We start from the raw sequence: 22,012 nt of genomic DNA, 5'->3' as shown, positions 1-22,012 counted from the left end.
TTCGCCACCTCCGCGCGACACTTGACGGGGCAGGTCGGCACTCCCTAGCGTGTCCACGGATGTGAATGTCGTACATGAATACGGCCGCCCGTCGTGGCACATCGCCCCGCACCGAGGAGACACCCGCATGCCCGCTCCCCGCACCGTTCTGCTCACCGGCGCCGCCGGCGGACTCGGCACCCTGATGCGGGGACTGCTGCCGGAGTACGGCTACGAGCTGCGCCTCCTCGACCTGTTGCCCGTCGAGGGCGAGCCGGACGCGATCACCGCGGACCTCTCCGACCGGGCGGCGCTGCGCGAGGCGGTCCGTGGCGTCGACGCGATCATCCACCTCGCGGGCATCTCCCTGGAAGCCTCCTTCGACAAGATCCTCAAGGCGAACATCGAGGGGACGTACAACCTGTACGAGGCGGCGCGCGAGGAGGGCGTACGCCGGATCGTGTTCGCCTCCTCCAACCACGCGGTGGGATTCACCCCGCGCCCGCAGGGCCAGGACCCCCTCATCCCCGTCGACACACCGCGCCGCCCCGACACCTTCTACGGACTGTCCAAGTCGTTCGGCGAGGACCTCGCGCAGTTCTACTGGGACAAGCACGGTCTGGAGACCGTCTCGGTGCGGATCGGCTCCTGCTTCGCCGAGCCGACGAGCGTGCGCATGCTCTCCGTCTGGATGAGCCCCGAGGACGGGGCCCGCCTCTTCCACGCCGCACTGACCGCCGAGGACGTGCGGCACACCGTCGTCTACGGCTCGTCCGCCAACACCCGCCTGTGGTGGGACCTGTCGACCGCGCGGGCACTGGGCTACGAGCCGCGGGACGACTCCGAGCCGTACGCGGAGAAGCTGATCGCCGAGCAGGGCGAGCTCGACCCGGACAACCCGGACCACGCCCACCTGGGCGGCCACTTCACCACCCGCCCGCCGATCTGGCCGCACTGACGGCGGCTCGGCACAGCGACACGGCGGCACAGGACGACGACCCGGGAGCGGGCGGGCACCGAACGGGCCCGCCCGCTCCCGCGTTCGGGCACGGACCCTGCCCGATCTCCCCTCGGCCCCCGCTCCGCCCCAGGTCCGCCGCGGGCAGCCGCCGTGCGAAACGGGCACGACCGGGCACCATCGGGCACGCAACAGGCCTGGTCAGTGGCGAAAACCCGCTGTAGAACTTCCCTCAAGGGCCCGCCGGGCCCGAACGGGCAGTGTGCGACGGAGCGCGAGGGAGCGGGTGACGGCCATGACGGCGATGACGGCGGAGGAGCGGCAGCGCGAGATCGTCCGGGCCGCACGCCGCGCGGGCTCGGTCGACGTCACCGCGCTCGCCGCCGAACTGGGCGTCGCCAAGGAGACCGTCCGGCGCGATCTGCGCACCCTGGAGGACCACGGCCTGGTGCGCCGCACCCACGGCGGCGCCTATCCCGTGGAGAGCGCCGGCTTCGAGACCACGCTCGCCTTCCGCACCACGAGCCATGTGCCCGAGAAGCGCAGGATCGCAGCCGCGGCGGCCGAGCTGCTCGGGGACGCCGAGACCGTGTTCGTTGACGAGGGCTTCACCCCGCAGCTCATCGCCGAGGCGCTGCCCAGGGACCGGCCGCTGACGGTGGTCACCGCGTCCCTGGCCACGGCCGGCGCGCTCGCCGAGGCGGACCACACCAGCGTCCTGCTGCTCGGCGGCCGGGTCCGTCCCGGGACGCTCGCGACCGTGGACCACTGGACGACGAAGATGCTCGCCGGCTTCGTCATCGACCTCGCCTACATCGGCGCGAACGGCATCTCCCGCGAGCACGGCCTCACCACCCCCGACCCGGCGGTCAGCGAGGTCAAGGCGCAGGCGATCCGCGCCTCCCGGCGCACCGTCTTCGCGGGTGTGCACACCAAGTTCGGCGCGGTCAGCTTCTGCCGGTTCGCCGACGTCACCGCCCTGGAGGCGATCGTCACCAGCACGCTGCTCCCGGCGTCCGAGGCGCACCGCTACTCCCTGCAAGGCCCCCAGGTCATCCGAGTCTGAGAACCCAACCCGCCCGCTCTCCCTCTCTCCTCCCCTCTCGTCCCCTCCCCTCATCACATCCAGAAACCCAACCGACCCTCCCCAGGGGCCCGTCCGTGCCCGGTCGCGCCCTTTATCTCCCCATACGTCCAGGAGTGATCCATGCGAACCCCGAGCCGACGGAGGCCGCGCGCGCTGCTCGCCGCGGTCGCCGCAGGGACGCTGCTCACCCCGCTGCTCTCCGGCTGCTGGACCGGAGCTGGCGGCGCGGGCTCCGGAGGCAACTCCATCAACGTCCTGATGGTCAACAACCCTCAGATGGTGGAGCTCCAGAAGCTCACCAAGGCGCACTTCACCGAAGAGACCGGCATCAAGGTGAACTTCACCGTGCTGCCGGAGAACGACGTGCGCGACAAGATCAGCCAGGACTTCGCCAACCAGGCGGGCCAGTACGACGTCGCCACGCTGAGCAACTACGAGATACCGATCTATGCCAGGAACGGCTGGCTGCACGAGATGGACTCGTACGTGCGCGACGACGGCGCGTACGACGAGCAGGACATCCTGAAGCCGATGCGGCAGTCCCTGACGGCCGACGACGGCAAGCTCTACGGGCAGCCGTTCTACGGCGAGTCGTCCTTCCTGATGTACCGCAAGGACGTGTTCGCGAAGAAGGGGCTCACCATGCCCGCGCACCCCACCTGGGAACAGGTGGGCGAACTGGCCGCACGGGCCGACGGCGCGGAGTCCGGCATGAAGGGCATCTGTCTGCGCGGCCTGCCCGGCTGGGGCGAGCTGATGGCTCCCCTCACCACCGTCGTGAACACCTTCGGCGGCACCTGGTTCGACAAGGACTGGAAGGCGCGCCTCGACTCCCCCGAGTTCGAGAAGGCGACCGAGTTCTATGTGAACCTCGTCCGCGAGCACGGCGAGTCGGGCGCGGCCCAGTCCGGATTCGCCGAGTGCCTCAACAACATGACGCAGGGCAAGACGGCCATGTGGTACGACGCCACGTCGGCCGCCGGCCTGCTGGAGGCGGCCGACTCCCCGGTCAAGGGCAAGCTCGGCTACGTCCCGGCGCCGGTCGAGAAGACCGACTCCTCGGGCTGGCTCTACACCTGGGCCTGGGGCATGCAGAAGGCCTCCCACAACTCCGACAAGGCCTGGAAGTTCATCTCCTGGGCGTCCAGCAAGCAGTACGAGCAGCTGGTCGGGGACACCACCGGCTGGTCCAACGTCCCGGCGGGCAAGCGCGCCTCGACCTACACGAACGCCGCCTACCGCGAGGAGGCCGCCGCCTTCCAGGACATGACCCGCGAGGCCATCGAAGGGGCCCGGCCGCGCGACCCCGGGGTGCAGCCGCGTCCCGCGCCCGGCATCCAGTTCGTCGGCATCCCCGAGTTCACCGACCTCGGCACCAAGGTCTCGCAGGAGATCAGCGCGGCCATCGCCGGACGCCAGTCCGTCGACTCGGCCCTGAGCAAGTCCCAGAAGCTCGCCGAGAAGATCTCCAAGGAGTACGAGGGACGATGACCGCCACGACGACGGCCCCCGTGGCCGCGACTCCCGTACGCACCCTGCGCAGGCCGTCCTCACGGCTGCGCGCCTGGGCCACCCGCGCCCCGCTGCTGCCCGCCCTGATCTTCATGATCGCCGTGACCCAGCTGCCCTTCGTGGCCACGCTGGTGATCTCCTTCTTCGACTGGAACGCCCTCTACCCGAAGGCCCGGCACTTCACCGGCCTCGGCAACTACTCCGACGTCCTGACCGACGCCGACCTGCGGCACTCGGTCTGGACGACGATCGTGCTGACCGTCACCGTGGTACTGGTCAGCCTGGTCGTCGGCCTGGGCCTCGCCCTGCTGCTGGACCGCAGGTTCCGGGGCCGCGGCATCGTCCGCACCCTGTTGATCGCGCCCTTCCTGGTGGTCCCGGTGGCGGCGGCGCTGCTCTGGAAGCACGTGCTCTACAACCCCGAGTACGGCCTGCTCAACGGGCTCCTGCACATCGTGGGCGGCCCCCAGCCGGACTGGATCTCGGACACCCCGCTGCCGGCGGTCGAGGCCTCCCTGGTCTGGCAGTGGACGCCGTTCATGATGCTGATCCTGCTGGCCGGGCTGCAGAGCCGCGACCATCAGCAGATCGAGGCCGCGCGGGTGGACGGCGCGAGCGACTGGCAGATCTTCCGCCACCTCACCCTCCCCCACCTGCGCCGCTATCTGGAACTGGGCGCGCTCCTGGGGTCGATCTACATCGTGCAGAACTTCGACGCGGTCTTCACCCTCACCTCCGGCGGCCTGGGCACCGCGAACCTGCCCTACACCGTCTACCAGAGCTTCTACCAGGCCCACGAGAACGGCCTCGCGTCGGCCGCGGGCGTCCTGGTCGTCATCGGCTCGATCATCATCGCGACCTTCGCCCTGCGCGTGGTGTCGTCCCTGTTCCGCGAGGAGGTGTCCCGCGCATGAGCGCCACCGCCGTACCCGTACGATCCCGCCGCACCCGCGGTCCCCGCCGCACCGTCCGCGCCCGCGGTGCGGGCCTGGGCCTGGTGGCCTGGCTGGCCGGAGTCGTCTTCTTCCTGCCCATCGCCTGGATGGCCCTGACGTCCTTCCACTCGGAGTCGGACGCCGCGACCAACCCGCCCTCCCTGGGCGCCGCACTCACCCTGGACGGCTACCGCGAGTTCTTCGGAACCGGAGGCGGCGCGAGCCCGTGGCCCGCGCTGGTCAACTCCACGGTGGCGTCGGTGGTCTCCACCCTCTGCGTCCTGCTGCTGGCCCTGCCGGCCGCGTACGCGCTGTCCGTCCGGCCGGTGCGGAAGTGGACCGACGTCCTGTTCTTCTTCCTGTCGACGAAGATGCTGCCGGTGGTCGCGGGCCTCCTGCCGATCTACCTCTTCGCGAAGAACACCGGGATGCTGGACAACATCTGGCTCCTGGTGATCCTCTACACCTCCATGAACCTGCCGATCGCGGTGTGGATGATGCAGTCCTTCCTCGCCGAGGTGCCGGTCGCGGTGATCGAGGCCGCGCAGATCGACGGCGCCAGGCTGCCGACGGTCCTGGCCCGCGTGGTCGCCCCGATCGCCCTGCCCGGCATCGCCGCGACGGCGCTCATCTGCTTCATCTTCAGCTGGAACGAGCTGCTCTTCGCCCGGGTGCTCACGGGGGTGGTCGCGGAGACCGCGCCCGTCTTCCTGACCGGCTTCATCACCAGCCAGGGGCTGTTCCTGGCGAAGGTGTGCGCCGCGTCGCTCGTCATCTCCCTGCCGGTGCTCGCCGCGGGGTTCGCCGCCCAGGACAAGCTGGTCCAGGGCCTGTCGTTGGGAGCCGTGAAATGAAGGCCGCCGTCATCGAGTCCGTGGGCAAGGCCGTCGTCGCCGAGGTCCCGGACCCGACGCCGGGCCCCCGCGAGGTCGTCGTCGAGGTCGCCGCCTGCGGCCTGTGCGGCACCGACCTGCACATCCTCCAGGGCGAGTTCGCGCCCGAACTGCCCATCGTGCCCGGCCACGAGTTCGCGGGCGAGGTGGTCGGTGTGGGCAACCGGGTCACGGAGCTCGCGGTCGGCGACCGGGTGGCGGTGGACCCCTCCCTGTACTGCTACGAGTGCCGGTACTGCCGCACGGGCCACAACAACCTGTGCGAGCGGTGGGCGGCGATCGGTGTCACGACCGCGGGCGGCGCCGCCCAGTACGCGGTGGCACCCGTGGCCAACTGCGTGAAGCTGCCCGAGCACGTCCGCACCGAGGACGCCGCCCTCGTCGAGCCGCTCTCCTGCGCGGTCCGCGGCTACGACGTGCTGAACGCCCGTCTCGGCGCCCATGTGCTCGTCTACGGCTCCGGCACGATGGGCCTGATGATGCTGGAGCTCGCCAAGCGCACGGGGGCGGCGAGCGTGGACGTGGTGGACGTGAACCCGCAACGGCTGGCCACGGCCCGGCACCTGGGCGTGTCGGCGGCCGCGGCGGGGGCCGACGAACTGGACCGCCCACAGGGCTGGGACGTGGTGATCGACGCGACGGGCAACGCGGCCGCGATCCAGGACGGCCTGGACCGGGTGGCGAAGGCGGGCACCTTCCTCCAGTTCGGCGTGGCCGACTACGCGACCCGGGTCACCATCGACCCCTACCGCATCTACAACCAGGAGATCACCATCACCGGGTCGATGGCGGTGCTGCACAGCTTCGAACGGGCCGCGGAACTGTTCGCCACGGGGGTGCTCGACCCGGACGTGTTCATCAGCGACCGGCTGCCGCTGACGAGCTACCCGCAGGCGCTGGAGCAGTTCGCGAAGGGAGTGGGACGCAAGATCGTCGTGGTTCCGTAGCCGCCCTCCTGCGGGGCCGACGGGACCGACGGGACTCATGGGACCGACGGGGTCGCTGGAATCATTCCTTGGGTAAGGGAACGGTAAAGCGGCCCCGCTCGTTATCCCCGGCATGACAGCTATGACCCCCGGCTCGAACATCCCTCTCCCCGTCTCCCGCGTGACGGTGGACGTCACCGCCCCGGTGCGGCTCGACGTTTCGGGCCTGCTGCTCACCGCCGACGGCAAGGTGCGCTCCGACGACGACTTCATCTTCTACAACCAGCCCGCGGGCCCCGGTGTGACCTACCGCTCCGGCGGCGGCACCGCCCCGGACGCGATCACGGTCGACACGACCGCGGTCCCCCCGGGCATCGAGAAGATCGTCGTCACGGCCAGCCCGGACGCGGCGGGCCAGACCTTCCAGGGCATCGAGCCCACCGCCACCGTGCGCAATGCGGACGACAACGCGGTCCTGGCCACCTTCACCCCGCCCCGCCTGGGCACGGAGACGGCCCTGGTGGTCATGGAGATCTACCTGCGCAACGGCGCCTGGAAGGCCCGGGCGGTCGGCCAGGGCTATGCGAACGGCCTGGCGGGCATCGCCACCGACTTCGGCGTGACCGTGGAGGAACCGGCACCGGCCCCCGCACAGCCCCTCGCCCCGCCGCCCGCGCCGCCCGTCACCCCGCCGGCCCCGCCGCTGGACCCCCGGACGGCCGCTGTCCCGCCCGCCCCGGCCGCTCCCCCGGCTCCGCCCGCCGCCGCGCCCGGCACCGGGAAGATCAATCTCGACAAGGGCCGGGTCAGCCTCCAGAAGAACCAGACCGTCTCCCTGGTCAAGGGCGGCCGTCCGCTCCTGTCCCAGGTGAAGATGGGCCTCGGCTGGGAGCCCGCGTACCGCGGCAAGGACATCGACCTGGACGCCTCGGTCATCGCCTACGGCCCCCAGCGCAACCACATCGACAGCTGCTACTTCGGCAAGCTCTCCATCGTGAACGGCGCGATCAAGCACTCCGGTGACAACCTCACGGGCGAGGGCGGGGGCGACGACGAGGTGATCGTCGTGGACCTCGGCCGCCTGCCCCAGGAGGTCACCGGCCTGGTCTTCACGGTGAACTCCTTCTCCGGCCAGAAGTTCACCGAGGTCGCCAAGGCCTACTGCCGTCTTCTCGACGCCGCCACCGGCGAGGAACTGGTCCGCTTCGACCTCACCAACGCCGAGGCCCAGACCGGCGTCATGATGGCCAAGCTGATCAAGCAGTTCTCCGGCGAGTGGGAGATGACGGCCATGGGCGACTTCGTCAAGTCCCGCACGGTCCGCGGCATGGTGAAGCCGGCGGCCCAGGCGCTCTGACCCACACCCCGGCCACGCCCGCGAAGGCAGCGCACGGGCACATCCGGGAACACAAGTCGCAGACGGCGGTGGTGACTTCGGGTCACCACCGCCGTGCTTCACATCCCGGACAGTTCGTCCTGCGCAATGCCCTTCCTTGTCCTAGTCTGCTTCAGTCCGTGCGCTCCACGGAGTCACCACCGTGGTGACAACCGCCGCAGGCACCGGACGGGGGGGGTAGATGGATCCCGCTGCCATCGGCGCTCGTCTCGCGTCAAGCGTTGTCGCACCGCTGATCAGGAAACTGTTCGTGGCCGAGGGACCCGGAGCGGGGCTGGTCGACAGACCGGTGCGCATCTCCGGCCTCGTCTCGTTCACCGGCGAGAAGCGCGTCCTGTCCGAAGTCGACCTGCACAAGATCGCCAAGGAGCTGGTCGGACGCGCGGCGCAGTCGACAGGCGTGGCGGAGCGACTGCCCTCGTACGAACTACGGGCCGTGGCCCACGCGGTCGCCGATTCACTGCGCGCCATGGACAGCATCGACATGGACGACGTGCAGGCCGTCCAGCTCGGCCACACGGCGCTGGCGCAGCATCTGCGGGCGCAGAGCCCGTCCGCCACGCTCGGCCTGTCGAGCGACGCGGTCTATCTCTATGTGAGCGTGCTCGACACGGCCTGTCTGCACATCGTGCACTTCTTCACCCAGAGGTCGGCCTTCGTCGCCCGCACCCTGGTGGAGCAGAGCCGGCGGATCGACGAACTGTCGGCCAAGATCGATGTCTTGATCGCGCGGACCCCGTCGCCCGCCGACGCCCCGTTCGAGGAACGCTACGCCCAGTACATCGCCTCCAAGCACGGCAAGCTCACCATCTTCGGCCTCGATCTGTCCGAGTCACCGGGCACCTGGCCGCTGGATGCCGCGTACCTGAGCCTGGACGCGGTGGGTGACACGACCAACCCGATGCTCCTCCCCGCCGACCAGGTGCTCGCGGGCCGCAACCGGGTCCTGCTGCGCGGGGTGGCCGGTTCCGGCAAGACGACGCTGGTGCAGTGGCTGGCCGTGTCCACCGCGCAGAAGGACCTCGACGAACGACTGCTGTACCTGTACGGACTCGTGCCCTTCGTCCTGCCACTGCGCACGCTGACCCGGGGCGGTCAGGCCCTGCCCACACCCGACGAGTTCCTGTCCGAGGTGGGCTGCCCGATCGCGAGCCTCCAGCCGACGGGGTGGTTCGACCGCGTGCTGCGGTCGGGGCGCGGGCTCATCCTCGTCGACGGTATCGACGAGATCCCGGAGAGTGAACGCCAAGAAGCGCGCCGCTGGCTCCAGGACCTGGTCGGCTCCTATCCCAGCAACCGGTGGCTGGTCACGTCCAGGCCGTCGGCGGTGCGCGAAGACTGGCTGGTCGGGGACGACTTCGCCGAGCTGGACCTGGCCTCGATGAGCCGGGACAACGTGATCGAGTTCGTCAAACGCTGGCACAAGGCCGCCGGTACCGGCGACCAGTACGCACAGGACCTGCTGCGTGCGATCCGCGCGAAACAGGATCTGGGGCGGCTCGCCACCAACCCTCTGATGTGCGCGCTGATCTGTGCCCTGCATCAGGATCGGCGCGGCTATCTGCCTGACGGCCGCAAGGAGATCTACGACGCCGCCCTGTCCATGCTGCTGGCCCGTCGCGACCGTGAACGGGGGATCTACAAGCCCGGCACCATACGCATCGGCGAGGCCCATCACGTCCAGCTGCTCCAGAAACTGGCCTACTGGATGATCCGCAACGGGCGATCGGAGATGGACCGGTCCGATGCTGTCCGTCTTCTGGCGCACGCCCTGCCGTCGATGCCGCAGATCGCCGGGCAGGGCACCGCTGACGACATCTACCGCCACCTGCTGATCCGCAGTGGCCTGCTGCGCGAGCCGACCGAGGGCTCGATGGACTTCATCCACCGCACGTTCCAGGACTACCTGGGTGCCAAGGCCGCGGTGGAGGGCCTCGACTTCGATTTCCTGATCCAGCACGCCCATCTCGACCAGTGGGAGGACGTCATCCGGATGTCGGTCGCCCACGCAAGGATGTCGGAGCGCGCGCGTCTGCTCACGGGGCTCGTGGAGCGCGGCGACGGCTCGGAGGCGGAGGGCCGCCGACTGCATCTGCTGGCCGCGGCCTGTCTGGAGCACGCGACGGAGCTGGACCCGGCGGTACGGGCCGAGGTGCAGCGACGCGCGGCGGACCTGATCCCGCCGCAGTCGGCTGAACAGGCGCGCGCCCTCGCCGACGTCGGCCCGGTGGTCCTGGATCTGCTGCCCGGACCGGAGGGACTGACGCCGGACGAGGCGTACTTCACCGTTCTGACGGCTACACGGATCGGCACGGACCCCGCGATCCCGGTGCTGGCCGCGTACGGGGAGCTGCTCGACATCCGGGTCCGCGCCGAACTGGCCCGGGTCTGGAGCCGGTTCGACTGCGACCGCTACGGCGAGGAGGTCATCGCGCACCTGAGTGACGAGTACCTGTACTTTCCCGTCTCCAGCCCCGCCGAACTGCGGGCGCTGCGGAGCTTCGGCGGACGGCCCCACATCAAGATCTCGGGCCCGTTCACCCCGGAGGCGTTCCTGCGCGCGTGCGATCCGGGCAGCCTCCGCGACCTGTGGGTGGAGGTCGATCCGGGGTGCACCTGGGAGTGGCTGGGCGAGTTGCCCCGCCTGACCACCGTGTTCTTCGAGGTGCCGGTCTCCGGCACGGAGACGCTTCCACGGTCCGTACGAGTTCTCGACGAACCGCTCGGACCGCCACCCGACCCGTCGGCAGCGGGCGACGGTGGCGCGCAGCCGTGGGTCGGTCGGCCGCGTCCGGCTTCGGGGCTCTAGGGACGCAGGCCCTCCGTCAGCAGGGACAGGTAGCGCCGGATGTGCTTGCCCTCGCCGTTCGCCAGTTCCGACGCCGTGGCGACGCCGTGGGCCAGGCGCAGGATGTCGATCGGCTCCACGTCGGCGCGCAGGGTGCCCTCCCGCTGGGCCGCGCCGACCAGGCGGGCCGCGGCCCCTTTCACCGAGTTGCCGCATGCCGTGACCACGGCGGAGCTGCCGTCGGTGACCGCCGATCCGAGGAGTGCCTTGAGGCCGCGGACCTGGATCATGCCTTCGCTCAGCTCGTTCAGCCACTCCACCAGCGCGGCGCCGGGCGGGAGTTCGGCGGCGAGAGCGTCGGCGCGGGCCGCGATCTCCTCGATGCGGTCGACGTACACGGCCTCCAACAGCGCCTGCCGGTTGGGGAAGTGCCGGTACAGCGTCCCGGACCCGACGCCGGCGCGTTTGGCGATGTCGTCGAGGGACGCGTTCTCCCCGTGCTCGGCGAAGGCGAGCGCGGCCTCCTTCAGCAGTCGCTCGTAGTTCCGCCGCGCGTCCGCCCGCATCGGCTTGACCTGCGCCATTCAGATACTCCTTGCCAACCGGGGACCGTCTCCGTATCTTAACGAGGACTAAACGGAGACAGTCCCCGCTTACCTCGCGGGCGGTCGGTGCTGCCCGCACGCATCCATCGGGGACAAGAGACAGGGAGCATCCCATGTCCACCCCGTCCGCACCGTCCACCACTGCCGGCGCACCCTCCGCGTCGACCGGAACCGCCGGGCTCGGCCCCGCCCTGTTCGTCATCGTCACCGCGTATCTGATGGTCGGCGTCGACTCCACCGTCGTCAACGTCGCCCTGCCCGACATCCAGACGGACCTGCGCTTCACCCCGACCGGCCTGTCCTGGGTCCTGAACGCCTACACCCTCGCCTTCGGCGGCCTGCTCCTCCTCGGCGGCCGGGTCGGCGACATCGCGGGACGCCGCCGCACACTCACCACCGGCGTACTCCTCTTCGCCGCCTCCTCCCTGCTCGGCGGACTCGCCACCGAGAGCGACTGGCTGCTCGCCGCCCGGGGGCTCCAGGGCGTCGGCGCCGCCCTCATCGCTCCGAGCACCCTCGCCCTGATCACCACGAACTTCCCGGACGGCCCCCGCCGGCACCACGCCCTCGGCGTCTACTCCTCCATGGCGGGCATCGGCGCCTCGGTCGGGCTGGTCCTCGGCGGCATGCTCACCTCCTGGGCGTCCTGGCGCTGGGCCCTGCTCATCAATGTGCCCATCGGCCTCGCGGTGGCCCTCGCCCTCCCCCGCTTCGCGGCCGAGACCCCGCGCCACGCGGGCCGGTTCGACGCCGCGGGAGCGCTCACCGGCACGGCCGGGACGACCTCCCTCGTCTACGCGTTCATCCGGGTGTCGGACCAGGGCTGGAGCGACGCGCAGGCACAGCTCGGCTTCGGCGCCGCGGCGGCCCTGCTCGCGGGCTTCGCCCTGATCGAGTCGCGCGCGCGGCAGCCCATCATGCCGCTGCGCCTGTTCGCCGACCGCGACCGGGCGGGCGGCTACGCGGGCGTCCTGCTGCTGCCCGCGGGCATGTTCGGCGCGTTCTACTTCCTCACCCTGTTCAGCCAGCGGGTGCTGGAGTACAGCCCGCTGCGCGCGGGCTTCGCCTTCCTGCCCATGACACTGGCGATGTTCACGACCGTGCGGTGCGTGCCGCGACTGCTCCAGCGCCTCGGCGCCAAGCCGGTGCTGCTCACCGGCATGGCCCTGCTCGTCGCCGCGGGAGCCTGGCTGTGGCGGCTGGCACCGGGCGACGGCTACCTGGCGGGGCTGCTCGGCCCGCTGCTGCTGCTCGGCGTGGGTGTCGGTCTGAGCTTCATGCCCCTGAACGCGACCATCCTCGCGCGCGTCGAGCCGCGCGAGGCGGGTGCCGCCTCCGGCCTGCTGCAGACCCTTCAGTGGCTCGGCGGCACCCTCGGGCTCTCCGTCCTGGTCACGGTGTTCGGCACGGCGACCCGGCACGCGACCGGCTCCCCGGCCGAGATCCTCACCGCGGGTGCGGCCCGCGCGTTCGGCATCGGCTCGCTGATCGCGCTGGCCGCGTTGCTGGTGTCGGCGATCGTGATCAAGGGGCGGCGGCGCGCCGTCTAGAAGAGGGCGCTGTACGCGTTCAGGGCCGGCTGCCCGCCGAGATGGGCGTAGAGCACGGTGGAGTCCCGGTCCAGCTCGCCGCGCGCGACGAGGTCGATCATCCCGGCCATCGACTTCCCCTCGTAGACGGGGTCGGTGACCATGCCCTCGGTCCGCGCGGCGAGCCGCATCGCCTCCAGCGTCCTCTCGTCGGGGATCCCGTACGTACCCGCGTGGTAGCGCTCGTCGAGCTCGACGTCCGCCTCGGTGAGTTCCCTCCGTACGCCGATGAGCCGGGCGGTGTCGCGCGCGATCCTCGCGATCTGCTCCCGGGTGCGGGCGGGCTCTGCCGACGCGTCGATCCCGAGGACGCGCCGCGGCCTTCCGCCCGCCTCCTCCAGGGCGGCGAACCCGGCGATCATGCCCGCCTGGGTCGACCCGGTCACCGAGCACACCACCACGGTGTCGAAGAAGGTCCCCAGCTCCCGCTCCTGCTCCGCGACTTCGTACGCCCAGTTCGCGAAGCCCAGCCCGCCGAGACGGTGGTCCGAGGCGCCGGCGGGAACGGCGTAGGGCTTCCCGCCCGACTCCTCGACCTCGCGCAGTGCCTGCTCCCAGCTCTCCTTGAAGCCGATCCCGAACCCGGCCCGCACGAGCCGCACGTCGGCCCCGGCGAGCCGGCTGATCAGGATGTTGCCGACCTTGTCGTACACGGAGTCCGGCCACTGCACCCAACTCTCCTGGACCAGCACGCACTTGAGTCCGGCACGGGCGGCGCAGGCGGCGACCTGGCGGGTGTGGTTGGACTGCACCCCGCCGATCGACACGAGCGTGTCGCAGCCCTCGGCCAGCGCGTCGGCGACGAGGTACTCCAGCTTGCGGGTCTTGTTCCCGCCGTACGCGACACCGGAGTTGCAGTCCTCTCGCTTGGCCCACAGCTCGGCCCCGCCGAGGTGCCCGGTCAGCCGCTCCAGCCGGTGCACCGGGGAAGGGCCGAAAAGCAGCGGATAACGGGCGTACGAGGAAAGGGACATGGAACCTCCCGGATCAGTGGGTGTCTTCGTCGGCGAGCTCCTCCAGGCCCCGCCAGATCTCCGCCGTCACACGGACCGCGCCCTCCGCGTCGCCGGCCGCGCAGGCTTCGATCAGCCGCTCGTGCAGTCCCGCCGAGCGGCAGCTGCCGCCCTCCCCGAAGCGCCGGCGCTCCAGACGGCGGATGAGCGGGGTGTAGCGGGTGACGGTGGCGGCCGCGGCACGGTTGCCGCTCACCCGGACGAGGACGTCGTGCAGTGCGTCGTCGGCGCCCAGGGCCGCGTCCACGTCACCCGCGCGCACAGCGGCGGCGAACCGGTCGTTGGCCGCGCGCATGGCGTCCACGTCGGCGTCCCGCAGCCTGGGCACGGCGACCCGGGTCACCAGCTCGTGCATGGCGCCGACCACTGCCGCCGCGTCCCGCACGTCGGCGGCCACGACCGGAGTCACCCGTGTGTAGCTCTGCGGCTTGGTCTCCAGCAGGCCTTCGTCGACCAGCCGCGCGAAGGCCTCCCGCACAGGAGCCCGGGACAGCCCGAGCCGCTCGGCGAGTTCGGCGTCGCGGACCACCGCGCCCGGCTCGATCTCCCCGGCCACGATGGCGTCGCGGATCGCTTCGTAGGCGCGGTCCCTCAGCAGGGTCCGCCGCACGGGTCGCATGGCCTCCATGAACTGAAATGTTAGATGTCAATCTGCCGGACCGACAAGAGCGGGGCCCGCACCGATGTGCGGACCCCGCTCCCCTCATGCCGTCAGGCAGACACCCCGGCCGTCACACCGCCCACGGCCAGTCGGCGTCCCGGGCGCTCTCCAGCAGCGGCACCATCCGGAAGGCCGCGTCCGACAGGCCTCCGAAGGTGTGCCGGCCGGGGAGCCCGGAGGGGCCGTGACCCGGCCGGTATCCGGCGAGGTTCCAGGTGTAGACCGGCACGTCCGCCGGGACCTGCTCGGTCGGGTCGCCGTAGTGGCTGTACGCGGCCTGCTCGTCGGTGACGATCAGCACCCGGTCGTGCTTGCGGTAGTGCTTGCGCACCGCCGCGCTCGTGTCGGTGCCGCCGAGGTCGCCGAAGCGCTCCAGCACCTTGAGCACCGACTCGCCCCTGCGGTACTTCACCCGGCCGCTCGTGGTGCCGAACTCGACCAGGTCCGCGTCGGCCGCCCGCAGCGCGAGCGCCGTACCGAAGATCGCCGCCGCGTCGGCCCTGTTGAGCTCGGAGCGGTCGGACATCCGCGAGTAGAACATCGAACCCGAGCGGTCCACGAGCACGAGCGTCCGACCGGGCAGCGCGGGCACGTTGGCCAGCGAGTGACCGAGCGCCCGCTCCAGCGGGTACGACCAGCGCAGCGAGGGCGCGTGCCGGTACGCGGCGAGGTAGCGGAACGGGAACTGCCGCGAACGCGCCACCTCCGCCGGGTCGCTGATCCGCGCGGCGACCTGCCCGGCCACCTCGTCGGACACACCGGCCTCGTCGAAGTTGCGCAGGTTGCGCACCAGCGCCATCACACCCATGGACGGGATCACGGCCTCCCAGGCCGCCTTGTCCATCGGCCCCTGGAGCCAGCCGGCCAGCGCCTCCCACGTGATGCCGGCGGCCGCGAGCCGCTCGGCGCCGTCGGGCGCCGTCACGACGGCACGCCGCTCGGCGACGGGCAGCGCCATCAGCTCGCGGTGCGCGGTCAGCACACGGTCGGACGCGGGCGGCACCGCCGCGTCCGGGTTGTGCCGCCGGTCCAGGGCGTAACGGAACAGCTCGCCCTGCCACGGCTTGTCCGGGTCCGGCGCCGCGTGCACCAGGTTGAGGATGTCGCCGAAGCGGTAGCCCTTGGACGGCGTGTCGTACTTCAGCAGCGACTTGCCGCTGTAGAGACGGCGTACGGCGTCGGCGACACCGCGCTTCACGGGCTTCGGCACGTTGCGGCCGTAGGTGGCGGTCCAGTAGGCGAGCAGCTCGCCCGGCTCGTCCGGCCGGCGCAGCACGGAGGCCACGACCTGGCGGTTCGAGGGGCCGTCGGCGGCGTCCGCGTCCAGCCGTGCCTTCACGTACTCGGCGGCGCCCACGATCGAGGCGGTCCGCAGGTTGCCCTCGCCGCGCAGCCAGCCGAGCAGACCGGCGGTCCACGCCGGGTCAGCCACCGCGAGGTCGCGGACGAGCGCGGCGAAGCGGTCGTCACGGCCGGCACCGGTCTCGTAGAAGGTCTGCTGGGACACGAAGTTGGCGACGGCCAGCAGAAAGAGCTCGGAGCGCGCGTCACGCTCGCGGCCCCGGCCACCCTCGTACGTACGGAGCACGCGGCCCGTGGAGGTGACCCGCGAGACGGGCTGAGCCCGCACGCCCTTGCGATTGAATCGCGCCATGATGAATTCCCCCGAATTCGTGGATGTTTCGGAGGGAGGCACAACAAAAGGAAGGTGACCGAGGTCGAGATCGGCGACGGGCTGTAACCTGGCGCGTCTGCCATTTCCGCCACACCGGCCCTGAACCGATGACGGGACTCGAACCCGCACCAATTCCTTGACCAGGTCCCTGAAGTATCCGCTGCCTGCGCACCGGGCACCCACCTTGTGCTGCGCCTCCCGAGATCAAGTCGGCGGCGGCTCTGGATTCTTTTGGAAGAAGAAGTAGCCGCAGCCCGCGCACCGGGAGGTGCATGAAGTTGTGGTGTCCAGAGATCGAGGTCGGCGGAACCGACAAGGTGCTCTGACCCCTGAGCTACACCGGCGCGTTGTACCGGTGGCGGGACTCGAACCCGCGGCCGCCCCATTATGAGTGGAAGTAGGTCCCGCCTTCGCACCTGGACGTGCATCACTTTAGGAGGGCGACCGCGGGCCGGGCGAGCGAATTAATACGGGCTGTCGTCCGAGGGAGTTCAGCCGCGCTTCTGGCGCTTCCAGGGGCCGGTGATGGCGAGCATGATGCCCGGGTCCTGGATGTTGGCGAAAAGGGTGCTGCCGTCGGGCGAGAAGGTGACGCCGGTGAACTCGCTGTACTCGGGCTCCTCCTCGCTGCCGATGTTCAGCTCGTTGCGGGCGATCGGGTACGTACGGCCGCTGTCCGTGGCGCCGAAGAGGTGCTGGATGCCCTCGCCGTCCTCGGCGATGACGAGGCCGCCGTACGGGGAGACGGTGATGTTGTCGGGGCCGTCGAAGGCGCCGTCGACCGACGGGTCGGGGTTGACGCCGATGAGGACCTTCAGCGTCAGGGTCCGGCGCTTGGGGTCGTAGAACCAGACGGCGCCGTCGTGCTGGACGGGGCTCTCGCTGCGGGCGTACGAGGAGACGATGTAGACGCCGCCGTCGCCCCACCACATGCCTTCGAGCTTGCGGGCGCGGGTGACCTGGCCGTCGGTGAACTGCTTGCGCACCGAGGTGGTCTTCGCGTCACGGTCGGGCACGTCCACCCAGTCCACGCCGTAGACCGTGCCGATCTTCGTGGCGCGGGAGAGGTCGTCGACGAACTTGCCACCGGAGTCGAAGCACTTGAAGGCCTGGAGCGAGCCGGCGTCGTCGGCGAGGGTGGCGAGCTGCCCGTGGCCGTGCTCGAAGCCCTGCGGCGGGGTCCAGCGGTAGAGGAGGCCGTTCGGGCCCGCGGCGTCCTCGGTGAGGTAGAGGCGACCGCGCTTGGGGTCGACGACGACGGCCTCGTGGGCGTAGCGGCCCAGCGCCTTGATCGGCTTGGGGGCGTGGTTGCGGCGCCGGTCGACGGGGTCCACCTCGAAGACGTACCCGTGGTCCTTGGTCATGCCGTTCTGGCCGGCCTTGTCCTCGGTCTCCTCGCAGGTGAGCCAGGTGCCCCAAGGGGTGTTTCCGCCGGCGCAGTTGGTGGAGGTGCCCGCGATGCCGACCCACTCGGCGACCTTGTCGTGCCGCACCTCGACGACCGTGCAGCCGCCGGACGCCGCCGGGTCGTAGACCAGGCCCTCGGTGAGCGGAACGGGGTGCGGCCAGTCGGCGCGGGGGCCCTTGAGCTCGTGGTTGTTGACCAGGAGGGTGGCGCCGCGCGGACCGCGGAAGGTGGACGTGCCGTCGTGGTTGGAGGGCGTGAACTCGCCGGACTCCAGCTTGGTCCTGCCGCTGTAGGTGATCACGCGGTAGGAGAACCCGGCGGGCAGGGCGAGCAGGCCGTCGGGGTCGGGGAGCAGCGGACCGTAGCCGACGCCGCCGTGCTTCGCCCCCGAAGCCTCGCCCGCGCCGTCGGTGTCCGTCTCCGTGGAGGCGAGGGCGTTCGGAGCGGTGGCCAGCGCGCCTACGCTGCCGGCCAGGGCGACTCCGGCACCGGTGATCGCGGATCGTCTGGCGAAGTCCCTGCGGGTGAGCGACATGTGGTGTCTCCTGTGACGGTGGAGGGGGACTGTCGTGGGGGGCGGTGGCGACCTCGGTTGCGGCCACACGCTCCCGCCCGCGCCTGAACGGGAGTTGAACACCGGCCGACTTCACCGGTCCCGCTTCCATGAATCCACCACGACCCCGGACGCACGCCGCCCCCTCCGCACCCTCACCGGGCACCCGGTCCGCCGGCCGACCACGCCCACGACGGCGCCCGCGCCGGGCGTCCCCTCGGCGGGGTCGCGCCCGGCGTACCGCGCGTGCCGCTAACCGCCCTGCTGCGAGCGTGCCTTGAAGGCGGCCTTGCGGGCCTCCTTGGCGACCTTCTTGTCGGGGTGCAGGCGCCCCATGGCCTCCAGGACGTCCGCGGTGGCCGGATGGTCGACCCGCCACGCCGTGGCGAAGAAACCGCTGTGCTGCTGGGCCAGTCCCTCCACGAGGGCCTGGAGTTCCGCGGAGTTGCCCTCGGCTGCGAGCTGGGCCGCCACCGTGTCGACGGTGAGCCAGAAGACCATCGCCTCGGACGGCGGGGGCACGTCGGGCACACCGTGTTCGGAGAGCCAGACCCGGGCGAGGCCTCCGAGCTCGGGATCGTCGAGGACCTCCCGCAGCGCGGGCTCGGCCTCCGGGCCGACCAGGGAGAGCGCCTGCTGACAGCGCAGCCGCCGCAGCGGCCCACCGGCGTCGCCGCCACGGGCAGCGGCGAGCAACTCGCGTGCGGCGGGCAGTGGTTCGCGGCGGGCGAGCCACTGTTCGGTCTCGGCCTGCGCCGCCGTCGGCGGGAACACGGCCGTGCCGTCCAGCAGCGCGTCCGCCCCCTTGTCCGCGAGGTCGCCGACCGCGGGGGCGTCGAGGCCCGCTTCGAGGAGCCGGGCGCGCAGGCCGTACAGGCCGAGCGGGGTCAGCCGGACCATCCCGTACCGGGACACGTCCGTGTCGTCGTCGGCGGCCGGGTCCTCGGCGTCCGCCATGAGCGCCTCGTCGACGGGCTGGAAGTCGACGAGCCCGGCGGGCTCCAGCAGCCGGAACTGGTCGTCGAGCCGCATCATCGCGTCCGACACCTGTTCCAGGACGTCGTTGCTGGGCTCTCCCATGTCGTCGGGCACGATCACCGACGCGGCGAGCGCGGGCAGCGGCACCGTCCCGTCGCCGGCGCCTTCGTCGCCCACGGTGAGCAGGTACAGGTTGCCGAGCACCCCTTCGAGGAACTCGGCCTCCGCCTCGGGGTCCCAGTCCAGGGAGGAGAGGTCGAGTTCGCCGCTCTCCCCCATCGCGTCGACCAGGTCGTCGAGGTCGGGCACGCTCGCGTCGGCGAGCACCGTGTCGAGCAGGGCCAGCCACACGCCGAGGACGTCCTGCGGGGCGCCGGAGGTGAGAAGGGCGAGGTCCTCGCCCGGAGCGACGGTGCCCTCCTCCTCGTCCACGATCTCGACGAGCCCGGTGTCGACGGCCATTCCCCAGGCCGTGGCGGCGAAGGCCGCCGCGTCGTCCCCGGAGAGTCCGAGGAGGGCGGCGGCCTCGGGCAGCTGCTCCTCGACGAGCTCGCCCCCCGCGCCGACCCGTGTGTCCGGACCCGCCCAGCGGGCCAGCCGGGCGGCGCGGGAGAGCAGCGGGGTGGCGAGCGCGTCCCTCGCCAGCTCCGCTTCGGAGTGCAGCCGCACCGGCGGCAGGGGGGAGCTGTCTGACATCGGCTGGGTTCTCCTCCGAACAACCAGGACAAGCAGGGCAATCGTAAAAGCAGCGGCAAGCGGTGACAAGAAGCCGCAGAGCGCCCGAAAACGGGCACGGAGCGCCTCCCTGTCGCGGCACCGGACCCGAGGAGGTGTCCCCGGACGCGAGGATCCGAGGGTCGCCGGGGAGTCCGTGCCGACCGCTCAGCCTAGACGGATTTCCACCCATGCCGCCTGGTTCATGTCCCCGACAACCCCCGTACACCACGGAAACCTTGACAACTCCCCTCGCCACACACGAGATTGACGCGCGTAGAAGTCGAACGGGTCAGCGATCCGCCGGCTTCTACGCGCGTCACCGGCCCGCACGCAGGACGCGTTCGACCACAGCTCCACCCTCGTCCCGGCGCTCACGTACGTCCCCGGAGGGATTCCCTTGCCGAGCAGGAGAACCGCGCGCACAGGCGCGCTGACCGTCGCCGCGGTCTGTTCCACCCTTTCCGCCGTGGTGCTCACCACGCCCGCTCACGCGGACACCGTCCACATCCACGACATCCAGGGAACCACCCGGATCTCCCCGCTCGCGGGCCAGAAGGTCACGGACGTGGCCGGCATCGTCACCGGTGTGCGTACCTACGGCTCGTCCAAGGGCTTCTGGATCCAGGACGCCACCCCGGACGACGACCCGGCGACCAGTGAGGGCGTGTTCGTCTTCACCAGTTCCACCCCGAAGGTCGCGGTCGGCGACTCGGTCACGGTGACGGGCACGGTCTCGGAGTACGTCCCGGGCGGTGCCTCCAGCGGCAACCAGTCGCTGACGGAGATCACCAAGCCGACGGTGACCGTCGTCTCCAGCGGCAACGCCGTCCCGGCCGCGACGGTCGTCGACGCCCGGTCCGTGCCGGACACCTACGCGCCCGCGGGCGACACCGCCGCGAGCGGTTCGATCAACGCCCTGACCCTGGAGCCGGCGAAGTACGCCCTGGACTACTACGAGTCCCTCGAGGGCATGAACGTCCAGGTCAGCGACGCCCGCGTGGTCACCGCCACCGACCCGTACAGCGAGCTGTGGGTCACGGTGAAGCCGCGCGAGCACGCCAGCCACCGAGGTGGCTCGGTGTACGGCTCGTACACCTCGCAGAACACGGGCCGGATCCAGATCCAGTCCCTGGGCTCGACGGCCGACTTCCCGGTCGCGAATGTGGGCGACGAGCTCACCGGCGACACCACGGGCCCGCTCGACTTCAACCAGTTCGGCGGCTACACGCTCGTCGCCGGGCAGCTCGGCACCCTGGAGCAGGGCGGCCTGGAGCGCGAGACGACGAAGAAGCAGGCGCGCGGCGAGCTGGCGGTCGCGACGTACAACGTCGAGAACCTGGACCCGGGCGACGCCACCTTCGCCGCCCACGCGTCCGCGATCGTGAACAACCTCCGGTCGCCCGACATCGTGTCCCTGGAGGAGATCCAGGACAACAACGGCGCGACGGACGACGGCACGGTCGCGGCCGACCAGACGGTGAACAAGCTGATCGACGCGATCGTCGCGGCGGGCGGCCCCCGGTACGACTGGCGCTCCATAGTCCCGGTCAACGACCAGGACGGCGGCGAGCCCGGCGGCAACATCCGCCAGGTCTTCCTCTTCAACCCCGAGCGGGTGTCCTTCACCGACCGCGCGGGCGGCGACTCGACGACCGCGGTGGGCGTCACCAAGGTGCACGGCAAGGCGCAGCTGACCGCGTCCCCGGGCCGGATCGCCCCGGCCGACGAGGCGTGGAAGAGCAGCCGCAAGCCGCTCGCCGGTGAGTTCGTCTTCCGCGGCAGGACCGTCTTCGTGATCGCCAACCACCTCAACTCCAAGGGCGGCGACCAGGGTCTGACCTCGCAGTACCAGCCGCCGACACGCAGCTCGGAGACCCAGCGTCACGCGCAGGCGACGCTGGTGAACACCTTCGTGGACGAGATCCTGAAGGCGCAGAAGAACGCGGACGTCATCGCCCTCGGCGACATGAACGACTTCGAGTTCTCGGACACCGTGAAGATCCTGGAGGGTGACGGCGAGCTCTGGTCGGCGATCAAGTCGCTGCCGAAGAGCGAGCGTTACACCTACGACTACCAGGGCAACAGCCAGGTCCTCGACCAGATCCTGGTCAGCCCCTCGATCCGCCGGGACTGCGACTTCGAGTACGACAGCGTGCACATCAACTCGGAGTTCCACGACCAGATCAGCGACCACGACCCGCAGGTGCTGCGGTTCAGGCCGTAGTCCGGCGCGGGCAGGAGCCCGGCCCCGTCGTCCGGGGGGCCGGGCTCCTGCCCTGTCCGCTCGCGGTGGCGACACCGCGGCACGGGCCGGTTCCCCGCGGGGGCCGGCCCCGGCG

Annotated in this window: 16 protein-coding genes and 1 tRNA gene; 10 read left to right on the top strand and 7 right to left on the bottom strand. The window is 71.0% G+C overall.

Annotation, left to right across the window (positions count from 1 at the left end; translation table 11 throughout):
- The first annotated feature begins 127 nt into the window (after window positions 1-127).
- From ABEB03_RS24225 to ABEB03_RS24190, 8 genes are all read left to right on the top strand, one after another.
- Window positions 128-937, top strand: a complete 810-nt coding sequence (locus ABEB03_RS24225) for an NAD-dependent epimerase/dehydratase family protein (protein WP_345653171.1) — start codon at window positions 128-130, stop codon at window positions 935-937.
- Between the two features lie 295 nt (window positions 938-1,232).
- Window positions 1,233-2,003 carry a DeoR/GlpR family DNA-binding transcription regulator gene (locus tag ABEB03_RS24220; RefSeq protein WP_095933490.1) on the top strand — a complete coding sequence of 257 codons (771 nt, stop codon included), beginning with the start codon at window positions 1,233-1,235 and terminating at the stop codon, window positions 2,001-2,003.
- A gap of 141 nt (window positions 2,004-2,144) precedes the next feature.
- Complete coding sequence (locus ABEB03_RS24215; protein WP_345653166.1) at window positions 2,145-3,515, top strand: ABC transporter substrate-binding protein; 1,371 nt, start codon at window positions 2,145-2,147, stop codon at window positions 3,513-3,515.
- A complete protein-coding gene (locus tag ABEB03_RS24210; protein ID WP_345653163.1) occupies window positions 3,512-4,450 on the top strand; it encodes a carbohydrate ABC transporter permease in 939 nt (312 codons plus the stop codon). Before ABEB03_RS24215 ends, ABEB03_RS24210 begins: the two co-directional genes overlap by 4 nt.
- Complete coding sequence (locus ABEB03_RS24205) at window positions 4,447-5,325, top strand: carbohydrate ABC transporter permease (protein WP_345653161.1); 879 nt, start codon at window positions 4,447-4,449, stop codon at window positions 5,323-5,325. The genes ABEB03_RS24210 and ABEB03_RS24205 overlap by 4 nt, the downstream gene beginning before the upstream one ends.
- Complete coding sequence (locus tag ABEB03_RS24200) at window positions 5,322-6,311, top strand: zinc-dependent alcohol dehydrogenase family protein (protein ID WP_345653159.1); 990 nt, start codon at window positions 5,322-5,324, stop codon at window positions 6,309-6,311. Before ABEB03_RS24205 ends, ABEB03_RS24200 begins: the two co-directional genes overlap by 4 nt.
- Window positions 6,312-6,432: 121 nt before the next feature.
- Window positions 6,433-7,647: a TerD family protein gene (locus ABEB03_RS24195; RefSeq protein WP_345653307.1), complete on the top strand. Its 1,215-nt coding sequence runs from the start codon at window positions 6,433-6,435 to the stop codon at window positions 7,645-7,647.
- A 220-nt stretch (window positions 7,648-7,867) separates the two neighbouring features.
- Window positions 7,868-10,495, top strand: a complete 2,628-nt coding sequence (locus ABEB03_RS24190; protein WP_425589293.1) for an NACHT domain-containing protein — start codon at window positions 7,868-7,870, stop codon at window positions 10,493-10,495.
- Here ABEB03_RS24190 and ABEB03_RS24185 read toward each other — a convergent pair.
- Window positions 10,492-11,058, bottom strand: coding sequence for a TetR/AcrR family transcriptional regulator (locus tag ABEB03_RS24185; RefSeq protein WP_345653155.1), 567 nt, complete (start codon window positions 11,056-11,058; stop codon window positions 10,492-10,494). The two genes, ABEB03_RS24190 and ABEB03_RS24185, sit on opposite strands and share 4 nt — an antisense overlap.
- Before the next feature lie 134 nt (window positions 11,059-11,192).
- Between ABEB03_RS24185 and ABEB03_RS24180 the strand changes: the two genes are divergently transcribed.
- Window positions 11,193-12,629, top strand: a complete 1,437-nt coding sequence (locus ABEB03_RS24180) for an MFS transporter (RefSeq protein WP_345653152.1) — start codon at window positions 11,193-11,195, stop codon at window positions 12,627-12,629.
- On the opposite strand, the gene ABEB03_RS24175 is transcribed toward ABEB03_RS24180, so the two are convergent.
- The 6 genes from ABEB03_RS24175 to ABEB03_RS24150 all read right to left on the bottom strand — a co-directional run bounded on the left by ABEB03_RS24175 (window position 12,626) and on the right by ABEB03_RS24150 (window position 19,652).
- A complete protein-coding gene (locus ABEB03_RS24175) occupies window positions 12,626-13,642 on the bottom strand; it encodes a 1-aminocyclopropane-1-carboxylate deaminase (RefSeq protein WP_345653150.1) in 1,017 nt (338 codons plus the stop codon). The genes ABEB03_RS24180 and ABEB03_RS24175 overlap by 4 nt on opposite strands.
- Window positions 13,643-13,655: 13 nt before the next feature.
- Entirely contained in the window at window positions 13,656-14,309 is a 654-nt protein-coding gene (locus ABEB03_RS24170) for a GntR family transcriptional regulator (RefSeq protein ID WP_345653147.1), read from the bottom strand.
- A 103-nt stretch (window positions 14,310-14,412) separates the two neighbouring features.
- On the bottom strand, window positions 14,413-15,996 hold the full coding sequence (locus ABEB03_RS24165) for a TROVE domain-containing protein (RefSeq protein WP_345653144.1): 1,584 nt from the start codon (window positions 15,994-15,996) through the stop codon (window positions 14,413-14,415).
- A gap of 371 nt (window positions 15,997-16,367) precedes the next feature.
- Window positions 16,368-16,437: transfer RNA gene (locus ABEB03_RS24160), tRNA-Met, on the bottom strand.
- 71 nt (window positions 16,438-16,508) lie between these two features.
- Complete coding sequence (locus tag ABEB03_RS24155; protein WP_345653141.1) at window positions 16,509-17,960, bottom strand: alkaline phosphatase PhoX; 1,452 nt, start codon at window positions 17,958-17,960, stop codon at window positions 16,509-16,511.
- A gap of 270 nt (window positions 17,961-18,230) precedes the next feature.
- On the bottom strand, window positions 18,231-19,652 hold the full coding sequence (locus tag ABEB03_RS24150) for a hypothetical protein (RefSeq protein WP_345653138.1): 1,422 nt from the start codon (window positions 19,650-19,652) through the stop codon (window positions 18,231-18,233).
- 418 nt (window positions 19,653-20,070) lie between these two features.
- On the opposite strand from ABEB03_RS24150, the gene ABEB03_RS24145 reads away from it, so the two are divergent.
- Window positions 20,071-21,897 carry an endonuclease/exonuclease/phosphatase family protein gene (locus tag ABEB03_RS24145; RefSeq protein WP_345653135.1) on the top strand — a complete coding sequence of 609 codons (1,827 nt, stop codon included), beginning with the start codon at window positions 20,071-20,073 and terminating at the stop codon, window positions 21,895-21,897.
- The last annotated feature ends 115 nt before the right edge of the window (window positions 21,898-22,012 follow it).

It is taken from the genome of Streptomyces siamensis (assembly GCF_039543605.1).
In the GTDB taxonomy this organism is placed as follows: domain Bacteria; phylum Actinomycetota; class Actinomycetes; order Streptomycetales; family Streptomycetaceae; genus Streptomyces; species Streptomyces siamensis.
The sequence above is the reverse complement of the archived record's forward strand: the minus strand, read 5'-3'. Positions and strand labels throughout refer to the sequence as shown.